This window comes from Flavobacterium mekongense (assembly GCF_047038255.1).
Classification (GTDB): Bacteria; Bacteroidota; Bacteroidia; order Flavobacteriales; family Flavobacteriaceae; genus Flavobacterium; species Flavobacterium mekongense.
In genome coordinates, this window is sequence record NZ_CP174374.1 from 2,862,617 (window position 1) to 2,878,193 (window position 15,577).

Below are 15,577 nucleotides of genomic sequence, written 5' to 3' on the forward strand. Positions count from 1 at the left end.
ATAACCCATGTTTTCAGACTTATTTTTTTACCCTATCCGCAAACCGTTCTCGACAGTCTTGTCGGATGTCAGCAAAACTATATCATTATCCATACCCACAGAACCCAACACCAAACATTCGCTCATAAAATTTCCGATTTGTTTTTTGGGAAAATTAACTACCGCTATTATCTGTTTCCCAACCAACGATTCTTTGGTGTATCTTTTGGTAATTTGGGCCGATGATTTTCTCAATCCAATTTCGGGACCAAAATCAATAAGCAATTGATAAGCTGGCTTTCGCGCCTCGGGAAAATCATAGACCTCGACTACGGTTCCGACGCGCATCTCTACCTTTTCAAAATCGTTCCAAGATAAGCTATTCTCCATACTGTTTTAGGCTAAAAAAGCACTCGGTTGAGTGCTTTCGGGTTAGTTCATTGTGAGGTAATTGTAAATTTTCAATCCTTGCGCATCGTCTAAACGCGCTTTCTTTTGCATACGTTGTACGATGGGCTTCCATTGTTCGGCCGAATAATCTTTGGCATTGTATAATTGATGACAACGACCACAACTGTTTTCATAAAGTGATTTTCCTTCAGCCAATTCCGGCGAAAGCACTTTCTCTTTAGGAACCTCTGCCGTAGGAATAGTAGATTTTGAAGAGCAAGAATACAGCACCATTGCTACAACTGATAAGGCAAGTATTTTGTGTTTCATTTTGAATAATTTATTGGTTAAGGTAAATGTAACAAAAAATCCCAACCATAAAAGATTGGGATTTTCATTTAATCAAAACTTAAGTTTCAATTTATCCTTTAACATCCATTAATTCAACATCGAAAATCAAGGTCGCATCCGGTGGAATTACACCTCCGGCACCGCGTGAACCGTATCCTAAGTATGATGGAATAACGAAACGTGCTTTATCGCCAACTTGCAACAAAGCAATTCCTTCGTCCCAACCTTCAATCACATGACCTTTACCTAAAGGAAATTCGATGGGCTTTTTACGTGGGTAAGACGAATCAAATGTTCTGCCGTTTTCTAACTGACCGGTGTAATGAACTGAAACCGTTTTACCGGCTTCTGCCTTTTTACCGTTGCCTTTTTGAATGATTTTATAACGCAAACCGCTTTCTGTTTTGTCAAATCCGGCAGCTAACTTTTCCATAGCCGCTTCGGCAGCTTTCTTGGCTTCTTCTATTCTTTGCTGACGTGAACCCTCAAATGAACGGAACGCTTCAATAGCATTCCATTTTTGGGCTTCGTCTCCTACTCTAACTATTTCTAAACTTTCTATAATGTCGCCTTGGGCAATTTCATTTACTATGTCTTGCCCTTCAACCACATGCCCGAATACGGTATGCTTGTCATCCAACCAAGTGGTTGGCACATGCGTGATAAAGAACTGAGAACCATTGGTGCCCGGACCGGCATTGGCCATAGACAAAACGCCCGGTTTATCGTGACGTAAATCTACGTGAAACTCATCGTCAAAGTTATATCCCGGACCACCGGTTCCGATTCCTTGCGGACAACCGCCTTGGATCATAAAATCGGGGATTACGCGGTGGAATTTCAATCCGTCGTAATACGGTTTACCCATTGGTTTGGCTGAGTTTTCCAATTGTCCTTCGGCTAAACCAACAAAATTCCCGACAGTTCCCGGTGTTAAATCGTGTGTTAATTTTACTAAAATCGAACCTTTTGTGGTGTTGAATTTAGCGTATATTCCGTTTTCCATGGTTTGAATTATTAAAAATGAGGTGCAAAGTTACTATATTATCTTGTAAATTTGGTAACCTAAAAAGAAAAGCATGAGTTCTATATACAACAAAGCCGACAACGATTTAATCATTACCCGAATCAAACAACTGACACCGGAAAGCAAACCCCTATGGGGCAAAATGACCGTTGATCAAATGTTCAAACATTGCAATGAAGCCATAATTGTGGCTTTTGGAGAAAATGAAATCAAAGTCAACTTCTTTCTCCGTTTGTTAGGCCGAATGCTGAAAAACAAAGTACTCAACAGCGAGTTCCAAAAAAACAGTCCGACGGCCAAGGAATTTGTATTTACCGAGCAATATGATTTTGAAGAAGCCCAAAAAGAATTTATAAGCAACTTCGCCAGGTTTGCCCAAGGCCCTGAAGCCATCCAACTCAAAGTACATCCGTTTTGGGGACCAATGTCTGATGAAGATTGGAACAAACTGATGTGGAATCATATCGATCATCATTTGAGACAGTTTGGAGTTTAAAAAAGAAAAAAGATGAAAGATGCATCTGATTACATCAAACTGAATAAGGCTACTTGGAACGACAAGGTCGATGTTCACATGGCTTCTTCCTTTTACGATATGGAAGCGTTTTTACAGGGGAAATCTACGTTAAACGAAATTGAATTGGCTTTGCTGGGCGATATTTCGGGAAAAAAAGTATTGCATTTACAGTGCCATTTCGGACAAGACAGCCTTTTCTTGGCGCGAATGGGTGCCCAAGTTACCGGAGTTGATTTATCAGACAAAGCTATTGAAAGAGCTCGAGAATTAACCCAAAAACTTGACCTGCAAGCCACATTTGTTTGCTGTGATATTTATGATGCGCCAACCGTTATTGAGGAAAAATTCGATATCGTTTTTACCAGTTACGGAACCATTGGTTGGTTTCCCGATTTAGACCAATGGGCCAAAGTTGTAGCGCATTTTTTAAAGCCTAACGGAGAATTTGTTATGGCTGATTTCCATCCGGTGGTTTGGATGTATGACAACGATTTTAAAACAGTGTTTTACAATTATTTTAATGTAGCGCCAATTGTGGAAGCGGAAACCGGAACCTATGCCGACCGAGAAGCACCGATTGCAAACAAAACGATCACTTGGAACCATCCGATAAGCGAAATCCTAAACGCCTTGATTGATTCGGACCTCGAAATCAAACGCTTTAACGAATATGATTATTCGCCTTATAATTGTTTCAACCAAACAGAAGTATTCGAAAATGGAAAATATCGAATTCAAGCTTTTGGCAACAAAATTCCGATGGTGTATTCGATTTTGGCCATTAAAAAGTAAGTTCCTATTGTAAGCGATACCCTAGCCCCGATAGTAGTGGAAATCCTTTTGGATTGTCCTGTAGCTAAGCGGAAGGATAATCCAAAAGATTGTAACGAATAGCGGGAAACAGCTTCTCACTTCGACAAACTTCAGTGTGACACTCTATTTTATATCTTTGCGCCATGCGAATAGACATTATTACCATATTACCAGAACTAATGCGAAGCCCTTTTGAAGCTTCCATTATGAAACGCGCCATCGAAAAAGGATTGGTGGAAGTGCATTTTCACAATTTGAGAGATTACACCAAAAACAAACAAAAAAGCGTAGACGATTACCAGTTTGGTGGCGGTGCCGGCATGGTCATGATGATCCAACCTATAGACGATTGCATCACCCATTTGAAAAGCCAACGCCACTACGACGAAGTGATTTATATGACTCCGGACGGTGATACCTTGAACCAAAAAATGGCCAATACCATGTCGATGTACGAAAACATCATCATCCTTTGTGGCCATTACAAAGGCGTTGACCAAAGAGTGCGCGATCATTTTATCACCAAAGAAATTTCGATAGGCGATTATGTTTTGTCCGGTGGAGAAATCGGCGCCATCGTATTATGCGATGCCTTAATCCGTTTGATTCCGGGTGTTTTAAGTGATGAAACCTCTGCCTTAACCGACAGCTTCCAGGACAATTTACTCTCGGGGCCAATCTATACGCGTCCGGCCGATTATAAAGGGTGGAAAGTTCCGGAAGTGTTAACCAGTGGTCATTTTGCCAAAATTGAACAATGGCGTGAAGAAAAGGCTTACGAACACACCAAGAACAGAAGACCGGATCTTTTAGAAAATGGTGAGTGATGAATGGTGAATGATTTTTCGTTTTAAATTCATGATTTTCATTTTTTTAGACTTTTTAAAACCTTTTAAAAAAATCCTAATTCGTAATTCGTAATTGCTTCGCCAGTCCCAAAACAAATTGAAATTTGTTTTGCTCGAGTCACAATTCTTTTTTATATTTGCACCCACATTTGACCAACCTCTGGCGAGAACCGTGAATGTTGCTCAGATTTTAAACCATAATAATAACAAAAATGGCAAATTTAGTAGATTTCGTTAACAACGAATTGTCAACAAAAAAAGATTTCCCTGAATTCGGTGCCGGTGATACTATCACGGTATACTACGAAATTAAAGAGGGTGAAAAAACAAGAACTCAGTTTTTCAAAGGAGTTGTAATCCAAAGAAAAGGAGCCGGATTAACCGAAACATTTACAATCCGTAAAATGTCAGGTGCCGTAGGTGTTGAGCGTATCTTCCCTGTGAACATGCCTGCCCTACAAAAAATTGAAGTGAACCAAAGAGGTAAAGTTAGAAGAGCTCGTATCTTTTACTTTAGAGAACTTACCGGTAAAAAAGCAAAAATCAAAGAAAGAAGAAGATAATTCTTCGCTTTGTGCTCATAAAAAAAGTCCCGATTTTGTCGGGACTTTTTTTATTCCTGATAATTTAAATTCGAAATTTTATCAATTCAATATTTTTTCACTCTTTAATTGTCAATTTGATAATTCAATCGTTTTCGTAAAACGTTCGTCCTGATTTCTTTATATTTGCTTGCTTCGAATGGAGCATTTGAAACAATACAACACAAACAAACAAATACGAATAAAAACCTTTACAATGACACAAAAATCAAAAATCCACTACACCTTAACGGATGAAGCGCCTATGTTGGCAACGCATTCGTTTTTACCGATAGTACAAGCCTTTACCGCTCCTGCTAACATTGATATTGAATTGAGAGACATTTCACTTGCCGGTAGAATATTAGCCAATTTCCCTAACTATTTAAAAGAAGACCAAAAGGTTAGTGATGCTTTAGCCGAATTAGGACAATTGGCCACTACGCCTGAAGCCAACATCATAAAATTACCCAATATTTCCGCTTCTATCCCACAGTTAACTGATGCGATAGCCGAATTGCAAGCACACGGTTATGCGGTACCCAACTACCCCGACAATCCGCAAAATGAAGAAGAAAAAGCCATTAAAACTGCTTATGCTAAAGTATTAGGTTCAGCGGTTAACCCCGTTTTACGCGAAGGAAACTCTGATCGCAGAGCACCAAAAGCAGTTAAAAATTACGCCAAAGCAAACCCACACTCCATGGGTGCTTGGTCAAAAGACTCTAAAACCAAAGTGGCTTTCATGAACGAAGGCGATTTTTACGGAACAGAAAAATCGGTTACGTTAGCCGACGCTGCACAATTCAGAATTGAATTCGTGGCCCAAGATGGCTCGATTAAAGAATTGAAAGGCTTATCTAACCTTAAAGCCGGTGAAGTAATTGATTCTTCGGTAATGAATTTAAAAGCCCTGAAAGCTTTCGTATCTCAAACCATAGAAGAAGCTAAAGCGGCAGGAGTTTTACTCTCTGCTCACTTAAAAGCTACCATGATGAAAGTATCTGATCCTATTATTTTCGGTGCTATTGTTGAAGTATATTTCAAAGATGTTTTTGATAAATATGCTGATACTTTCAAAGCTTTAGGTTACAAAGCGGACAACGGTTTAGGGGATTTATATGCTAAAATTAGTGGCCACGCCCAAGAAGCCGAAATCAAAACAGCCATTGAGTCAGCTATAGCCAACGGTCCGGCTTTGGCCATGGTAAACTCAGACAAAGGTATTACTAACTTACACGTACCGTCAGACGTTATTGTAGACGCTTCTATGCCGGCCATGATTCGTACTTCGGGGCAAATGTGGAACGCTGCCGGTAAAGCTCAAGATACTTTTGCTTTGATTCCGGATCGTTGTTATGCCGGAGTTTATGTAGCTACTATAGAAGATTGTAAAAACAATGGCGCTTTCGACCCTAAAACCATGGGGTCAGTACCCAATGTTGGTTTGATGGCACAAAAAGCCGAAGAATACGGTTCACACGACAAAACGTTTCAAGCTCAAGCCGATGGTGTAATCCGAGTAACCGATAGCGAAGGAAAAGTCTTCATGGAGCAAAACGTGGAAGCCGGTGATATTTTCAGAATGTGTCAAACCAAAGACGCACCTATCCAAGACTGGGTAAAATTGGCTGTAAACAGAGCCCGTTTGTCCGCCACTCCGGCCATTTTTTGGTTGGATGAAAACCGAGCACACGACCGCGAAATCATCAAAAAAGTAAACCAATATTTAAAAGATTACGATACCAACGGTTTGGACATTCGCATCATGAATCCGATTGAGGCTACTAAAGTCACTTTAGAAAGAATTCGCCAAGGTTTAGACACCATATCGGTAACCGGAAACGTATTGCGTGATTACTTGACGGATTTGTTCCCAATTTTAGAAGTAGGTACTTCGGCCAAAATGTTGTCTATCGTTCCGTTAATGAACGGTGGTGGTTTATTCGAAACCGGAGCCGGTGGCTCTGCTCCAAAACACATCGAACAATTCATCGAAGAAGGCTATTTGCGTTGGGATTCGTTAGGAGAATTTTTGGCCTTAGGTGCTTCTTTAGAGCATTTGGCACAAACCCAAAACAATGCTAAAGCTATGGTTTTAGCTGAAGCTTTAGATGTAGCCACTGAAAAGTTCTTGGACAACGATAAATCACCTGCGCGCAAAGTTGGCGAAATAGACAATAGAGGTTCTCATTTTTACTTAGCCATGTATTGGGCTGAAGCTTTATCTGCTCAAACCAAAGATGCTGAACTCAGCGCTAAATTTGCCGAAATAGCTAAGGATTTAAAAACAAACGAGACTACAATTAACGAAGAGTTGATTGGATCACAAGGAAAACCGCAAGACATAGGCGGTTATTACCAACCGGTAAAAGCATTGACTGATAAAGCGATGCGACCAAGCCAAACTTTCAACACTATACTCTCAAAATTAGTATAAGTACTTTTTAATCGTAAAAAAAGCGTCTCAATTGAGACGCTTTTTTATTTTTGTTCTTCGAGGCTACCGTCATTTTTTAAGATAATCAACTTGGCTCTCACACCGGTAGTCAGGTTCCATTTGTTAGTGGTAATCATTCCTTTCTTCTGATCAAAAATCACAAACTGAGCCGTATTAGGTCCGGAAGCTCCCTGATTCAAGGCTTCTATCTCTATTTTGTTGATGCCTTCGTTTAAATCTAAAAAAACTTCTTTGTATTCAACATCCAATAAAATTCTGTCAACTACTATTTTGTCATTTAACCAAATACGAACAATATCGCCATCAGGAGCTTCGTGGTCACGACAAGCAATACTGATAATTTTGGTTCCGGTTTTGAATTGGCCCAAGAAACTATCACTTTTAAATCGCTCCAAAATTTCACCGTCATTATTCTTCTTATTCATTTTATCGGTATACTGCTTGGCCGGATTTTCAAATTGCTCTTGCTCCATAATGCTTTTCTCAGGCTCTATTTTTCGATTGAGTAAAGAAACACTTTCCAATAACTTGTCTTTTTTATCAAATATACTGGGATAAGTGATTAACTTTGAAGAAGTTGGCGCTACTTTCCCCGTTGGATTGGAAGCCGGCGCTATTTTCAACGTTTTCTTTGGCAACTCAAATTGAGAGTAGCCTTTTACTATAGCCAAAAACAAGAGTGTAAAAGAAAGCAAAGCCTTCATAGTTCAATTTTTTTTCAAAGGTAAATGTATTTAATTAATTCAAAAAGGCTATTTTAAATTAACCAAAGATTAACAAATGATTAGTAACAACCAGTCGGTTTTATTAAGAATTTTGCAACACAATCTAACCCTATGTCAAAATATACTTTTACCATCGTATTAATGCTCTTGATGAGTTTATCATTACAGGCTCAAAAAAAGTTTACCATTAGCGGTGTAGTAGCCGACGAAAAAAATAAAGAAACATTAATTGGTGTTTCACTTTTTGTAGCCGAAACCAAAACCGGATTGGTTACTAACGAATACGGTTTCTATTCCATTACCTTACCGGAAGGAGAATATACCTTGTCGGTAAATTATATGGGTTACCAAACCATCACGGAAAAAATCAAACTCAACCAAGACCTTAAAAAGAATTTTTATCTGTCTGTTAGCAGTCAACAACTTGATGAAGTGGTTATCGTGGACAACAAAAAAAGAGTCGATATCCGCAAACCGGAAATGAGTGTTAACAAGCTCACCATTCAGGAAATCAAAGAAATGCCGGTGATTTTCGGCGAAGTCGATGTCCTGAAATCTATTTTAACTTTACCAGGAGTTACCAATGCCGGCGAAGGCCAATCGGGTTTCAATGTTCGCGGTGGCGGTGCCGATCAAAATTTAGTGTTGCTTGATGAATCTACCATCTATAACTCCTCGCATTTATTTGGTTTATTCTCTGTTTTCAATCCGGATGCGATTAAAGATTTGAAATTGTATAAAGGCGGTATTCCCTCGCGCTTTGGTGGGCGATTGTCCTCTATCTTGGATATTTATCAAAAGGAAGGCAATAAAAATGAGTTCCACATGAACGGTGGTATCGGACTAATTTCCAGCCGCATCTTGGCCGAAGGTCCAATTGTAAAAGACAAAGGTTCCTTCCTGATTGCCGGACGTGGTTCCTATGCGCATTTGTTCTTAAAACTTTTCAATAATCCTAACTCGGCTTATTTTTACGATTTGAACACTAAGTTAAGTTACAGTCTTAACGAAAAAAACAACATTTACCTTTCGGGATATTTTGGAAGAGATGTGTTTCAGCTCAACGACAGCTTTGTCAATACTTATGGTAATGCGGTGATTAACTTCCGTTGGAACCATTTATTTTCAGACAAACTTTTCTCGAACCTATCAATGATTTACTCGGATTACTACTATGGTTTACGATTGGATTTTGTTGGTTTCAATTGGGACAGTGGTATCAAAAATTACAATATCAAATACGATTTCAAACATTACATTACCGATAAATTCAAATTGAACTACGGATTACAATCGCATTATTACGATTTCAATCCGGGCAAAATTGAACCAACCGGAGAGGATTCGGGCATCAACCGAGAACAATTGGACAAAAAATATGCCATGGAAAATGCCGTTTACGTAGATGCAGAACACCAAATCTCTGATAAAATTTCGCTATCATACGGTCTTCGCGCTACCAATTTCCTTAGATTAGGTCAGCAAACCATGAACGTATATGCTAACGACCAACCGGTAATTTTCAACCCCGATTTTCAAATTTACCAAAGTGCGGAACCTATCGGCACAGTGAGTTACGGTAAAAATAAAACCATCGCCAAGTTTGACAATCTGGAACCGCGTTTTGCCATGTCTTATGTCATCAGCGAGGAGCAATCAGTTAAAGCCAGCTACAATCGAATGACACAATACTTACATTTGATTTCCAACACGCAATCGCCCACACCTTTAGACGTTTGGGCACCAAGCGATCGTTATTTAAAACCTCAACTACTCGACCAAATCGCCGTGGGCTATTTCCAAAATTTCAAAGACGATTTGTATTCCTTAGAAGTAGAATCTTTCTTCAAAAAAATTAAAAATCGTGTGGACTATATAGACGGCGCCAACCTCATTGCCAACGAAGCCATTGAAAGAGTAGTTTTAAACGGCAGAGCCAGAGCGTATGGTTTGGAAGTGCTGTTCCGAAAAAACTCAGGCCGTTTCAAAGGTTGGGTTTCCTACACCCTATCCAGAACCGAACAGCAAGTGGCCGGAAGAACTCCGGAAGAAACCGGCATCAACAATGGCAATTGGTACAAAACCGGCTTCGATAAACTGCACAACTTGGCTGTAGTAGCGAATTACAAACTCAATGAAAAATGGCGTTTCAGTGCCAATCTCATCGCACAAACGGGACAACCTGTGACTTTCCCGAACGGACAGTACCAATATGAAGGCATTACCGTTCCGGTTTTTGGTGCAAGAAATGAAGAAAATTTACCAACTTACCATCGCTTAGACGTTTCGGCTACTTTAACCCCTACCAAAAACAAAGGCCGAAAATGGCAAGCGGAATGGGTTTTTGGCATTTACAATTTATACAACCGACAAAATGCGGCTTCCATTACTTTCCGTCAAAATCAAGAAACCGGTTCTAATGAAGCCTTGCGACTGTCCATTTTCGGTATCGTACCAAGTGCTACTTATAACATTAAATTTTAGACTATGAAATCTTCTCAATACTTCTATTTGCTTATGATTTTACTAACTTTAAGCGCTTGCGAAAAAGTTATCGATATCGGATTAAACACCGGCGAACCTCGGTTGGTTATTGAAGCTTCCATCAATTGGTATGCGGAAACGGCCGGAAATGAACAACAAATCAAGCTTTCCACTACAACAGGCTATTTTGACGAAGAGATACCTAAAGTATCCAATGCTACCGTTTTCATTACCAATAGTACCAACCAAGTTTTTGATTTCATAGAAGACCCGAATGAATTGGGGACTTACAAATGTATCAATTTCATTCCGGCAGTAAATGAAACTTACACGCTGACTGTAATACATGAAGGCGAAACTTACACGGCTACCGAAAAACTATTAAATACACCGGTAATCACCGAAGTGGAACAAACAAACGACAGTGGTGTTTTAGGCAATGAAACCGAAGTGAAATTTTATTTCAACGACTTGGTCAACGAAACTAATTTTTACTTCTTGCGAATTGATGATCCATACAAAGTTATCCCGGAATATGGCGTAATAGAAGACCGCTTTTTTCAAAACAATGAAATGTTTGGGCTATATTTCAGCGAAGATTTAAAACCCGGTGACACGCTTAAATTTACCCTAAACGGTGTTACCCAAGGCTATTTTAATTACATGGACATATTGTTAGAGCAAACCGGAACCAACAGTATGGGACCGTTTTCTACTCCAACAGCAACAGTAAGAGGTAATATCGTCAACCAAACTAACTTTGACAATTACGCCTTAGGGTATTTTCGCTTGAGCAAAACCGAAGTTTCGGAATACGTGATTCAATAGATTGAAGATTGTAGATTTCAGAGGTTAAGTGATGCATAAGATTGATGATTGATGATTAACGATTTTAGATTTCTGATGTTAAGTGATGCATAAGATTGATGATTAACGATTTTAGATTTCTGATGTTAAGTGATGAAAAAGATTGATGAATGATGATTGATGATTTGAGAAGTTAAGTAAAACAATATTACTAAATTTACACTTTTGCAATCTGCATTCTTAAATTTACATTCTTAAATCTTACCTCTCTATGTCCTCACACCATATCGTTCGAGACGATCAAGAACCGGCTTTAATCATCGCCAATGGCGAAATGTGCAGTCCTGAATTATTAGGCCAATTGCTCGAATGGTCGCCACTGGTTGTGGTTTTAGACTCGGCCATAGAACGTGTTTTGGAGTTAGGCATTAAAGTCGACGTATTGTTAGGCGATTTCGATCGCGGATTTGACCCGGAATACTACAAAGCCAAACAATACCCCATTGAGATTGTTTATACCCCCAATCAAGACAAAACCGACTTGGAAAAAGCTTTCGATTATTTAATCGAAAAAGGCCACAAAGCCGCCAATGTGATTTGGGCCACCGGAAAACGTGCCGATCACACCATTACCAACTTAACCAATATTGTAGCTTACCGAAATCAGCTTAAAATTGTAATACTCGACGACCATTCCGAAGTTTTCTTACTCCCAAATGTCTTCGAAAAATGGTACACGGCCAACACCATATTATCATTAATTCCTATTGGAAAAGTGAGCGGTATCTCTACTCAAAATTTATGCTACGCCTTATCCAACGAAGACTTAACTATAGGCTATCGAACCGGAAGCAGCAATCATGTCATCAGCGACGGCTTAGTTTCGATCACTCATAAAGATGGTGATTTGCTGTTAATGGAATGTTGGGATTAATCTGAAAAAGGTCTACATAAAATCATAAAAACTTCGTACTTTGTACTTCGTAAATCGTACCTAAAATGAAATTCCAAGTCGTATCTGAATACCAACCTACCGGCGATCAACCGCAAGCCATTGACAAATTAGTCAAAGGCATTCAAAATGGCGAAAAATACCAAACCCTTCTTGGGGTAACCGGTTCGGGAAAAACCTTTACCATGGCCAATGTGATTCAGGAAGTGGAAAAACCAACGCTGGTTTTAGCCCATAACAAAACCTTGGCCGCGCAATTGTATTCAGAGTTCAAGCAATTTTTCCCCAACAACTCAGTGCAATATTTCGTTTCTTATTACGACTATTACCAGCCCGAAGCTTATATTCCGGTAACAGGTGTTTTTATCGAAAAAGATTTGTCCATCAACGACGAATTGGAGAAGCTTCGCCTAAGCACAACCTCTGCCCTGTTGTCGGGCCGACGTGATGTGTTGGTAGTAGCTTCGGTTTCCTGCCTGTACGGTATCGGAAATCCCGTAGAATTCCAGAAGAATGTCATCTCCATAGAAAAAAATCAAATCATCTCCCGAACCAAATTACTCCATCGGTTAGTCCAAAGTTTATACTCCAGAACCGAAGCGGAATTCCTGCCGGGTACCTTCAGAATTAAAGGCGACACGGTAGAAATTTTCCCGAGTTATGCCGATGAACCGTTTCGCGTACTTTTTTTCGGCGATGAAATTGAAGAAATTGAAGCCTTCGACGCCAAATCGTCAAAAGTAATCGAGCGCTACGAAAGACTCAATATTTATCCGGCGAACATGTTTGTAACTTCGCCTGATGTTTTACAAGCCGCCATTTGGGAAATCCAACAAGATTTGGTCAAACAAGTCGATTATTTCAAAGAAATCGGCAAACACCTCGAAGCCAAACGCTTGGAGGAGCGCACCAATTTCGACTTAGAAATGATACGCGAATTAGGCTACTGCTCCGGGATTGAGAACTATTCTCGTTATTTAGACCGAAGACAGCCGGAAACAAGACCTTTCTGCTTACTGGATTATTTTCCGGACGATTATTTGATGGTGGTTGATGAAAGTCACGTGACCATTTCGCAAGTGCACGCTATGTACGGCGGCGACCGAAGCAGAAAAGAAAACTTAGTAGAATACGGCTTCCGATTACCCGCCGCGATGGACAACCGTCCGTTGAAATTTGAAGAATTCGAGAGCATGCAAAATCAAGTCGTTTATGTTTCGGCCACACCGGCTGATTACGAATTGCAAAAATCAGAAGGCATTTATGTAGAGCAAATTATTCGCCCAACGGGTTTGTTGGACCCGATAATTGAGGTACGTCCGAGTTTGAATCAGATAGACGATTTAATCGAAGAAATTCAGCAGCGATGTGAAGTCGACGAACGAGTTTTAGTCACCACATTGACCAAAAGAATGGCAGAAGAACTGACGAAATACTTAACAAAAGTCTCCATCCGTTGCCGCTACATCCATTCCGATGTAGATACTTTAGAACGTGTAGAAATTATGCAAGACCTACGCAAAGGTTTATTCGATGTACTTATAGGCGTAAACTTACTCCGTGAGGGCTTGGATTTACCCGAAGTTTCTTTGGTAGCCATTTTAGATGCTGATAAAGAAGGTTTCCTTCGCAGTCATCGTTCCCTAACGCAAACCGTAGGAAGAGCCGCTCGAAACGTAAACGGAAAAGCCATCATGTATGCGGATAAAATTACAGCTTCGATGCAAAAAACCATAGACGAAACCAATTACCGACGCGAAAAGCAAATGCGCTACAACACTGAGCACAATTTGGTGCCGAAAGCACTCAACAAAAGTTTGGGCAATGCCTTAAGCGGGAATTCCGTTTCGACCGGCTATTTTGAAGAAAAAATCGCTAAAGCCGCCGAACCGGAAAGCTTGTATTTATCCAAACCGGAAATCGAAAAGAAAATCCGTGAAGCGAGAAAAGCCATGGAAAAGGCAGCCAAAGATTTAGACTTCATGCAAGCCGCCAAATACCGCGATGAGATTCAGGCTTTGCAAAACAAACTCTCAGAAGCCTAATGAAAAGTATTTTTACCCATAAAACAGAAGTTCCAACCGAGGCACAGCTTCAAGAAGCCCTGGGAATTACCTATCCTCTTTGGCAAGCATTGGCCTCACACACTATTTCATTATACTCTGATGCCACAACCCAATGGCATTACTCTGGAGAAAAATTCGGCTGGAGTTATCGAATCAGCGATAAGAAAAGAGTCCTTATTTACTTGCTACCCAGGGAACAATTCTTCAAAGTTGCTTTTGTTTTCGGGCAAAAAGCCACAGATACCGTACTAAAAAGCAACATAGCCGATACGATTAAAAACGAACTATTGGTCGCAAAACCTTACGCTGAAGGTCGTGGTATACGACTATCAGTGACAGATGAAACTATGCTAAACGACATCAAACAGCTAACAACCATCAAAATAAGTAATTAATTTTTTACAAAATATTATTTTTTGTACTTTTATTCTTATCTAAATTAAAGTTTATGGAATGGAGTGCAAAGGTAATCAGACATTATGAGGAGTCGCGAATTGGCATTTACTTTGAAAAAAGTGCTGATATACTACTGCTGTTAAAAGAACTGTTTCCGGATGCCAAATGGAGTCAGTCGAAAAAAATTTGGCACATTCCCGACACCGATAACAACCGTAGGTATTTTGGAATTCCAACTTTAACGGATTTATTACCCAGTGACGAAGGCATCAAAAGCTTGGAGAATTTCAGGCGTTGGATGCGTTCTAAAAGATACAGCGAAAGTACTGTAACCACCTATTTCGGAGCGGCCAAAATATTCTTAATCTATTACAAGCACAAAAGCATTGAACTGATTGACAACGATGATTTTGTGTACTTTAACAATGATTATATTTTAAAGAACCAATTGTCTGCTTCCTATCAAAATCAGATAACGAATGCGATAAAGTTATTTTTTAAAACCGTACAAAATCGGGTTATCGACATTGACATTATTCATCGTCCGAAGCGAGCTAAAGTCTTGCCCAATGTTTTAAGCAAGGAAGAAATAAAGCTAATATTGGAAACACCTATCAATTTAAAACACCGAGCCATGTTAAGTTTGATTTATAGTTGCGGGTTGCGTTGCGGTGAACTATTGGCGCTATCATTAAAAGATATTGACTCAAAGCGAAATATAGTATTGATTAAAAATGCCAAAGGCAAAAAAGACAGGATTGCACCATTGAGTCCGAAAATATTGGAGTTACTTCGCACCTATTTCAAGCTATACAAACCAAAGACTTATTTGTTTGAAGGCCGAATTAAAGGAACACCCTATGACAGCAGAACGCTACAGCAAATATTAAAATTCACTATCCAAAAAGCCGGCATTGACAAGCCGGTAACGTTACACTGGTTGCGCCATAGTTATGCCACACATTTACTGGAAACCGGCACTGATTTGCGTTACATACAAGAACTATTGGGACACAACAGCAGCAAAACTACAGAGATTTACACCCATGTCAGTACCAAGAGTTTACAACAAATTAGGAGTCCGTTTGACGACCTATAATAAAATCCTTATATTTGACCTAAACACGCATTCAATAGCGGCTATCCACCCCTAATAGGGTTCATAAACGCTATTTTATAG

15 protein-coding genes are annotated in these 15,577 nt (G+C 39.7%); 11 read left to right on the forward strand and 4 right to left on the reverse strand.

Translation table 11 applies throughout. From position 1 onward, the window contains the following. Positions 1–27: 27 nt before the first annotated feature. The 3 genes from ACJG85_RS12435 to ACJG85_RS12445 all read right to left on the reverse strand — a co-directional run bounded on the left by ACJG85_RS12435 (position 28) and on the right by ACJG85_RS12445 (position 1,726). Complete coding sequence (locus ACJG85_RS12435; RefSeq protein WP_409680815.1) at positions 28–369, reverse strand: tRNA-binding protein; 342 nt, start codon at positions 367–369, stop codon at positions 28–30. A gap of 42 nt (positions 370–411) precedes the next feature. Continuing rightward, positions 412–699 (reverse strand): cytochrome c, encoded by a 288-nt coding sequence (locus ACJG85_RS12440; RefSeq protein ID WP_412464369.1) that lies wholly within the window; start codon positions 697–699, stop codon positions 412–414. 91 nt (positions 700–790) lie between these two features. Next, positions 791–1,726, reverse strand: a complete 936-nt coding sequence (locus ACJG85_RS12445) for a peptidylprolyl isomerase (RefSeq protein WP_412476549.1) — start codon at positions 1,724–1,726, stop codon at positions 791–793. A 73-nt stretch (positions 1,727–1,799) separates the two neighbouring features. Here ACJG85_RS12445 and ACJG85_RS12450 point away from each other — a divergent pair, with 73 nt between their 5' ends. From ACJG85_RS12450 to ACJG85_RS12470, 5 genes are all read left to right on the forward strand, one after another. Continuing rightward, the gene (locus tag ACJG85_RS12450) at positions 1,800–2,243 is read left to right on the forward strand and encodes a DUF1569 domain-containing protein (RefSeq protein WP_412476550.1); all 444 of its coding nucleotides are present in this window, start codon (positions 1,800–1,802) and stop codon (positions 2,241–2,243) included. Between the two features lie 12 nt (positions 2,244–2,255). Further along, positions 2,256–3,056: a class I SAM-dependent methyltransferase gene (locus tag ACJG85_RS12455; RefSeq protein ID WP_412476551.1), complete on the forward strand. Its 801-nt coding sequence runs from the start codon at positions 2,256–2,258 to the stop codon at positions 3,054–3,056. A 164-nt stretch (positions 3,057–3,220) separates the two neighbouring features. Beyond that, positions 3,221–3,904, forward strand: a complete 684-nt coding sequence (gene trmD, locus ACJG85_RS12460) for a tRNA (guanosine(37)-N1)-methyltransferase TrmD (RefSeq protein ID WP_409680830.1) — start codon at positions 3,221–3,223, stop codon at positions 3,902–3,904. A gap of 233 nt (positions 3,905–4,137) precedes the next feature. Then, positions 4,138–4,488, forward strand: coding sequence for a 50S ribosomal protein L19 (gene rplS / locus ACJG85_RS12465; protein ID WP_131475721.1), 351 nt, complete (start codon positions 4,138–4,140; stop codon positions 4,486–4,488). Positions 4,489–4,723: 235 nt separating this feature from the next. Next, entirely contained in the window at positions 4,724–6,946 is a 2,223-nt protein-coding gene (locus ACJG85_RS12470) for an NADP-dependent isocitrate dehydrogenase (protein ID WP_412476552.1), read from the forward strand. A 44-nt stretch (positions 6,947–6,990) separates the two neighbouring features. Here ACJG85_RS12470 and ACJG85_RS12475 read toward each other — a convergent pair whose 3' ends face one another. Beyond that, positions 6,991–7,671, reverse strand: a complete 681-nt coding sequence (locus tag ACJG85_RS12475) for a hypothetical protein (RefSeq protein ID WP_409680837.1) — start codon at positions 7,669–7,671, stop codon at positions 6,991–6,993. A gap of 132 nt (positions 7,672–7,803) precedes the next feature. Here ACJG85_RS12475 and ACJG85_RS12480 point away from each other — a divergent pair, with 132 nt between their 5' ends. The 6 genes from ACJG85_RS12480 (at position 7,804) to ACJG85_RS12505 (ending at position 15,496) form a co-directional block, all read left to right on the forward strand. After that, positions 7,804–10,176 carry a TonB-dependent receptor gene (locus tag ACJG85_RS12480; protein WP_412476553.1) on the forward strand — a complete coding sequence of 791 codons (2,373 nt, stop codon included), beginning with the start codon at positions 7,804–7,806 and terminating at the stop codon, positions 10,174–10,176. Positions 10,177–10,179: 3 nt separating this feature from the next. After that, entirely contained in the window at positions 10,180–11,004 is an 825-nt protein-coding gene (locus ACJG85_RS12485; protein ID WP_409680842.1) for a DUF4249 family protein, read from the forward strand. A gap of 250 nt (positions 11,005–11,254) precedes the next feature. After that, the gene (locus tag ACJG85_RS12490; RefSeq protein ID WP_412476554.1) at positions 11,255–11,917 is read left to right on the forward strand and encodes a thiamine diphosphokinase; all 663 of its coding nucleotides are present in this window, start codon (positions 11,255–11,257) and stop codon (positions 11,915–11,917) included. Positions 11,918–11,982: 65 nt separating this feature from the next. Then, positions 11,983–13,980 carry an excinuclease ABC subunit UvrB gene (gene uvrB / locus ACJG85_RS12495; protein ID WP_412476555.1) on the forward strand — a complete coding sequence of 666 codons (1,998 nt, stop codon included), beginning with the start codon at positions 11,983–11,985 and terminating at the stop codon, positions 13,978–13,980. Next, entirely contained in the window at positions 13,980–14,396 is a 417-nt protein-coding gene (locus tag ACJG85_RS12500) for a DUF3788 family protein (protein ID WP_412464375.1), read from the forward strand. Before uvrB ends, ACJG85_RS12500 begins: the two co-directional genes overlap by 1 nt. Positions 14,397–14,449: 53 nt before the next feature. Further along, the gene (locus ACJG85_RS12505; protein ID WP_412476556.1) at positions 14,450–15,496 is read left to right on the forward strand and encodes a tyrosine-type recombinase/integrase; all 1,047 of its coding nucleotides are present in this window, start codon (positions 14,450–14,452) and stop codon (positions 15,494–15,496) included. Positions 15,497–15,577 lie beyond the last annotated feature (81 nt).

Excerpts from the sequence above, each read along its gene's own strand:
- rplS (WP_131475721.1), top strand. The coding sequence starts at position 4,138 with ATGGCAAATTTAGTAGATTTCGTTAACAACGAATTGTCAACAAAAAAA.
- ACJG85_RS12435 (WP_409680815.1), bottom strand. The coding sequence starts at position 369 with ATGGAGAATAGCTTATCTTGGAACGATTTTGAAAAGGTAGAGATGCGC.
- ACJG85_RS12455 (WP_412476551.1), top strand. The coding sequence starts at position 2,256 with ATGAAAGATGCATCTGATTACATCAAACTGAATAAGGCTACTTGGAAC.
- trmD (WP_409680830.1), top strand. The coding sequence starts at position 3,221 with ATGCGAATAGACATTATTACCATATTACCAGAACTAATGCGAAGCCCT.
- ACJG85_RS12485 (WP_409680842.1), top strand. The coding sequence starts at position 10,180 with ATGAAATCTTCTCAATACTTCTATTTGCTTATGATTTTACTAACTTTA.
- ACJG85_RS12445 (WP_412476549.1), bottom strand. The coding sequence starts at position 1,726 with ATGGAAAACGGAATATACGCTAAATTCAACACCACAAAAGGTTCGATT.
- ACJG85_RS12440 (WP_412464369.1), bottom strand. The coding sequence starts at position 699 with ATGAAACACAAAATACTTGCCTTATCAGTTGTAGCAATGGTGCTGTAT.
- uvrB (WP_412476555.1), top strand. The coding sequence starts at position 11,983 with ATGAAATTCCAAGTCGTATCTGAATACCAACCTACCGGCGATCAACCG.
- ACJG85_RS12450 (WP_412476550.1), top strand. The coding sequence starts at position 1,800 with ATGAGTTCTATATACAACAAAGCCGACAACGATTTAATCATTACCCGA.
- ACJG85_RS12480 (WP_412476553.1), top strand. The coding sequence starts at position 7,804 with ATGTCAAAATATACTTTTACCATCGTATTAATGCTCTTGATGAGTTTA.
- ACJG85_RS12470 (WP_412476552.1), top strand. The coding sequence starts at position 4,724 with ATGACACAAAAATCAAAAATCCACTACACCTTAACGGATGAAGCGCCT.
- ACJG85_RS12475 (WP_409680837.1), bottom strand. The coding sequence starts at position 7,671 with ATGAAGGCTTTGCTTTCTTTTACACTCTTGTTTTTGGCTATAGTAAAA.
- ACJG85_RS12490 (WP_412476554.1), top strand. The coding sequence starts at position 11,255 with ATGTCCTCACACCATATCGTTCGAGACGATCAAGAACCGGCTTTAATC.
- ACJG85_RS12500 (WP_412464375.1), top strand. The coding sequence starts at position 13,980 with ATGAAAAGTATTTTTACCCATAAAACAGAAGTTCCAACCGAGGCACAG.
- ACJG85_RS12505 (WP_412476556.1), top strand. The coding sequence starts at position 14,450 with ATGGAATGGAGTGCAAAGGTAATCAGACATTATGAGGAGTCGCGAATT.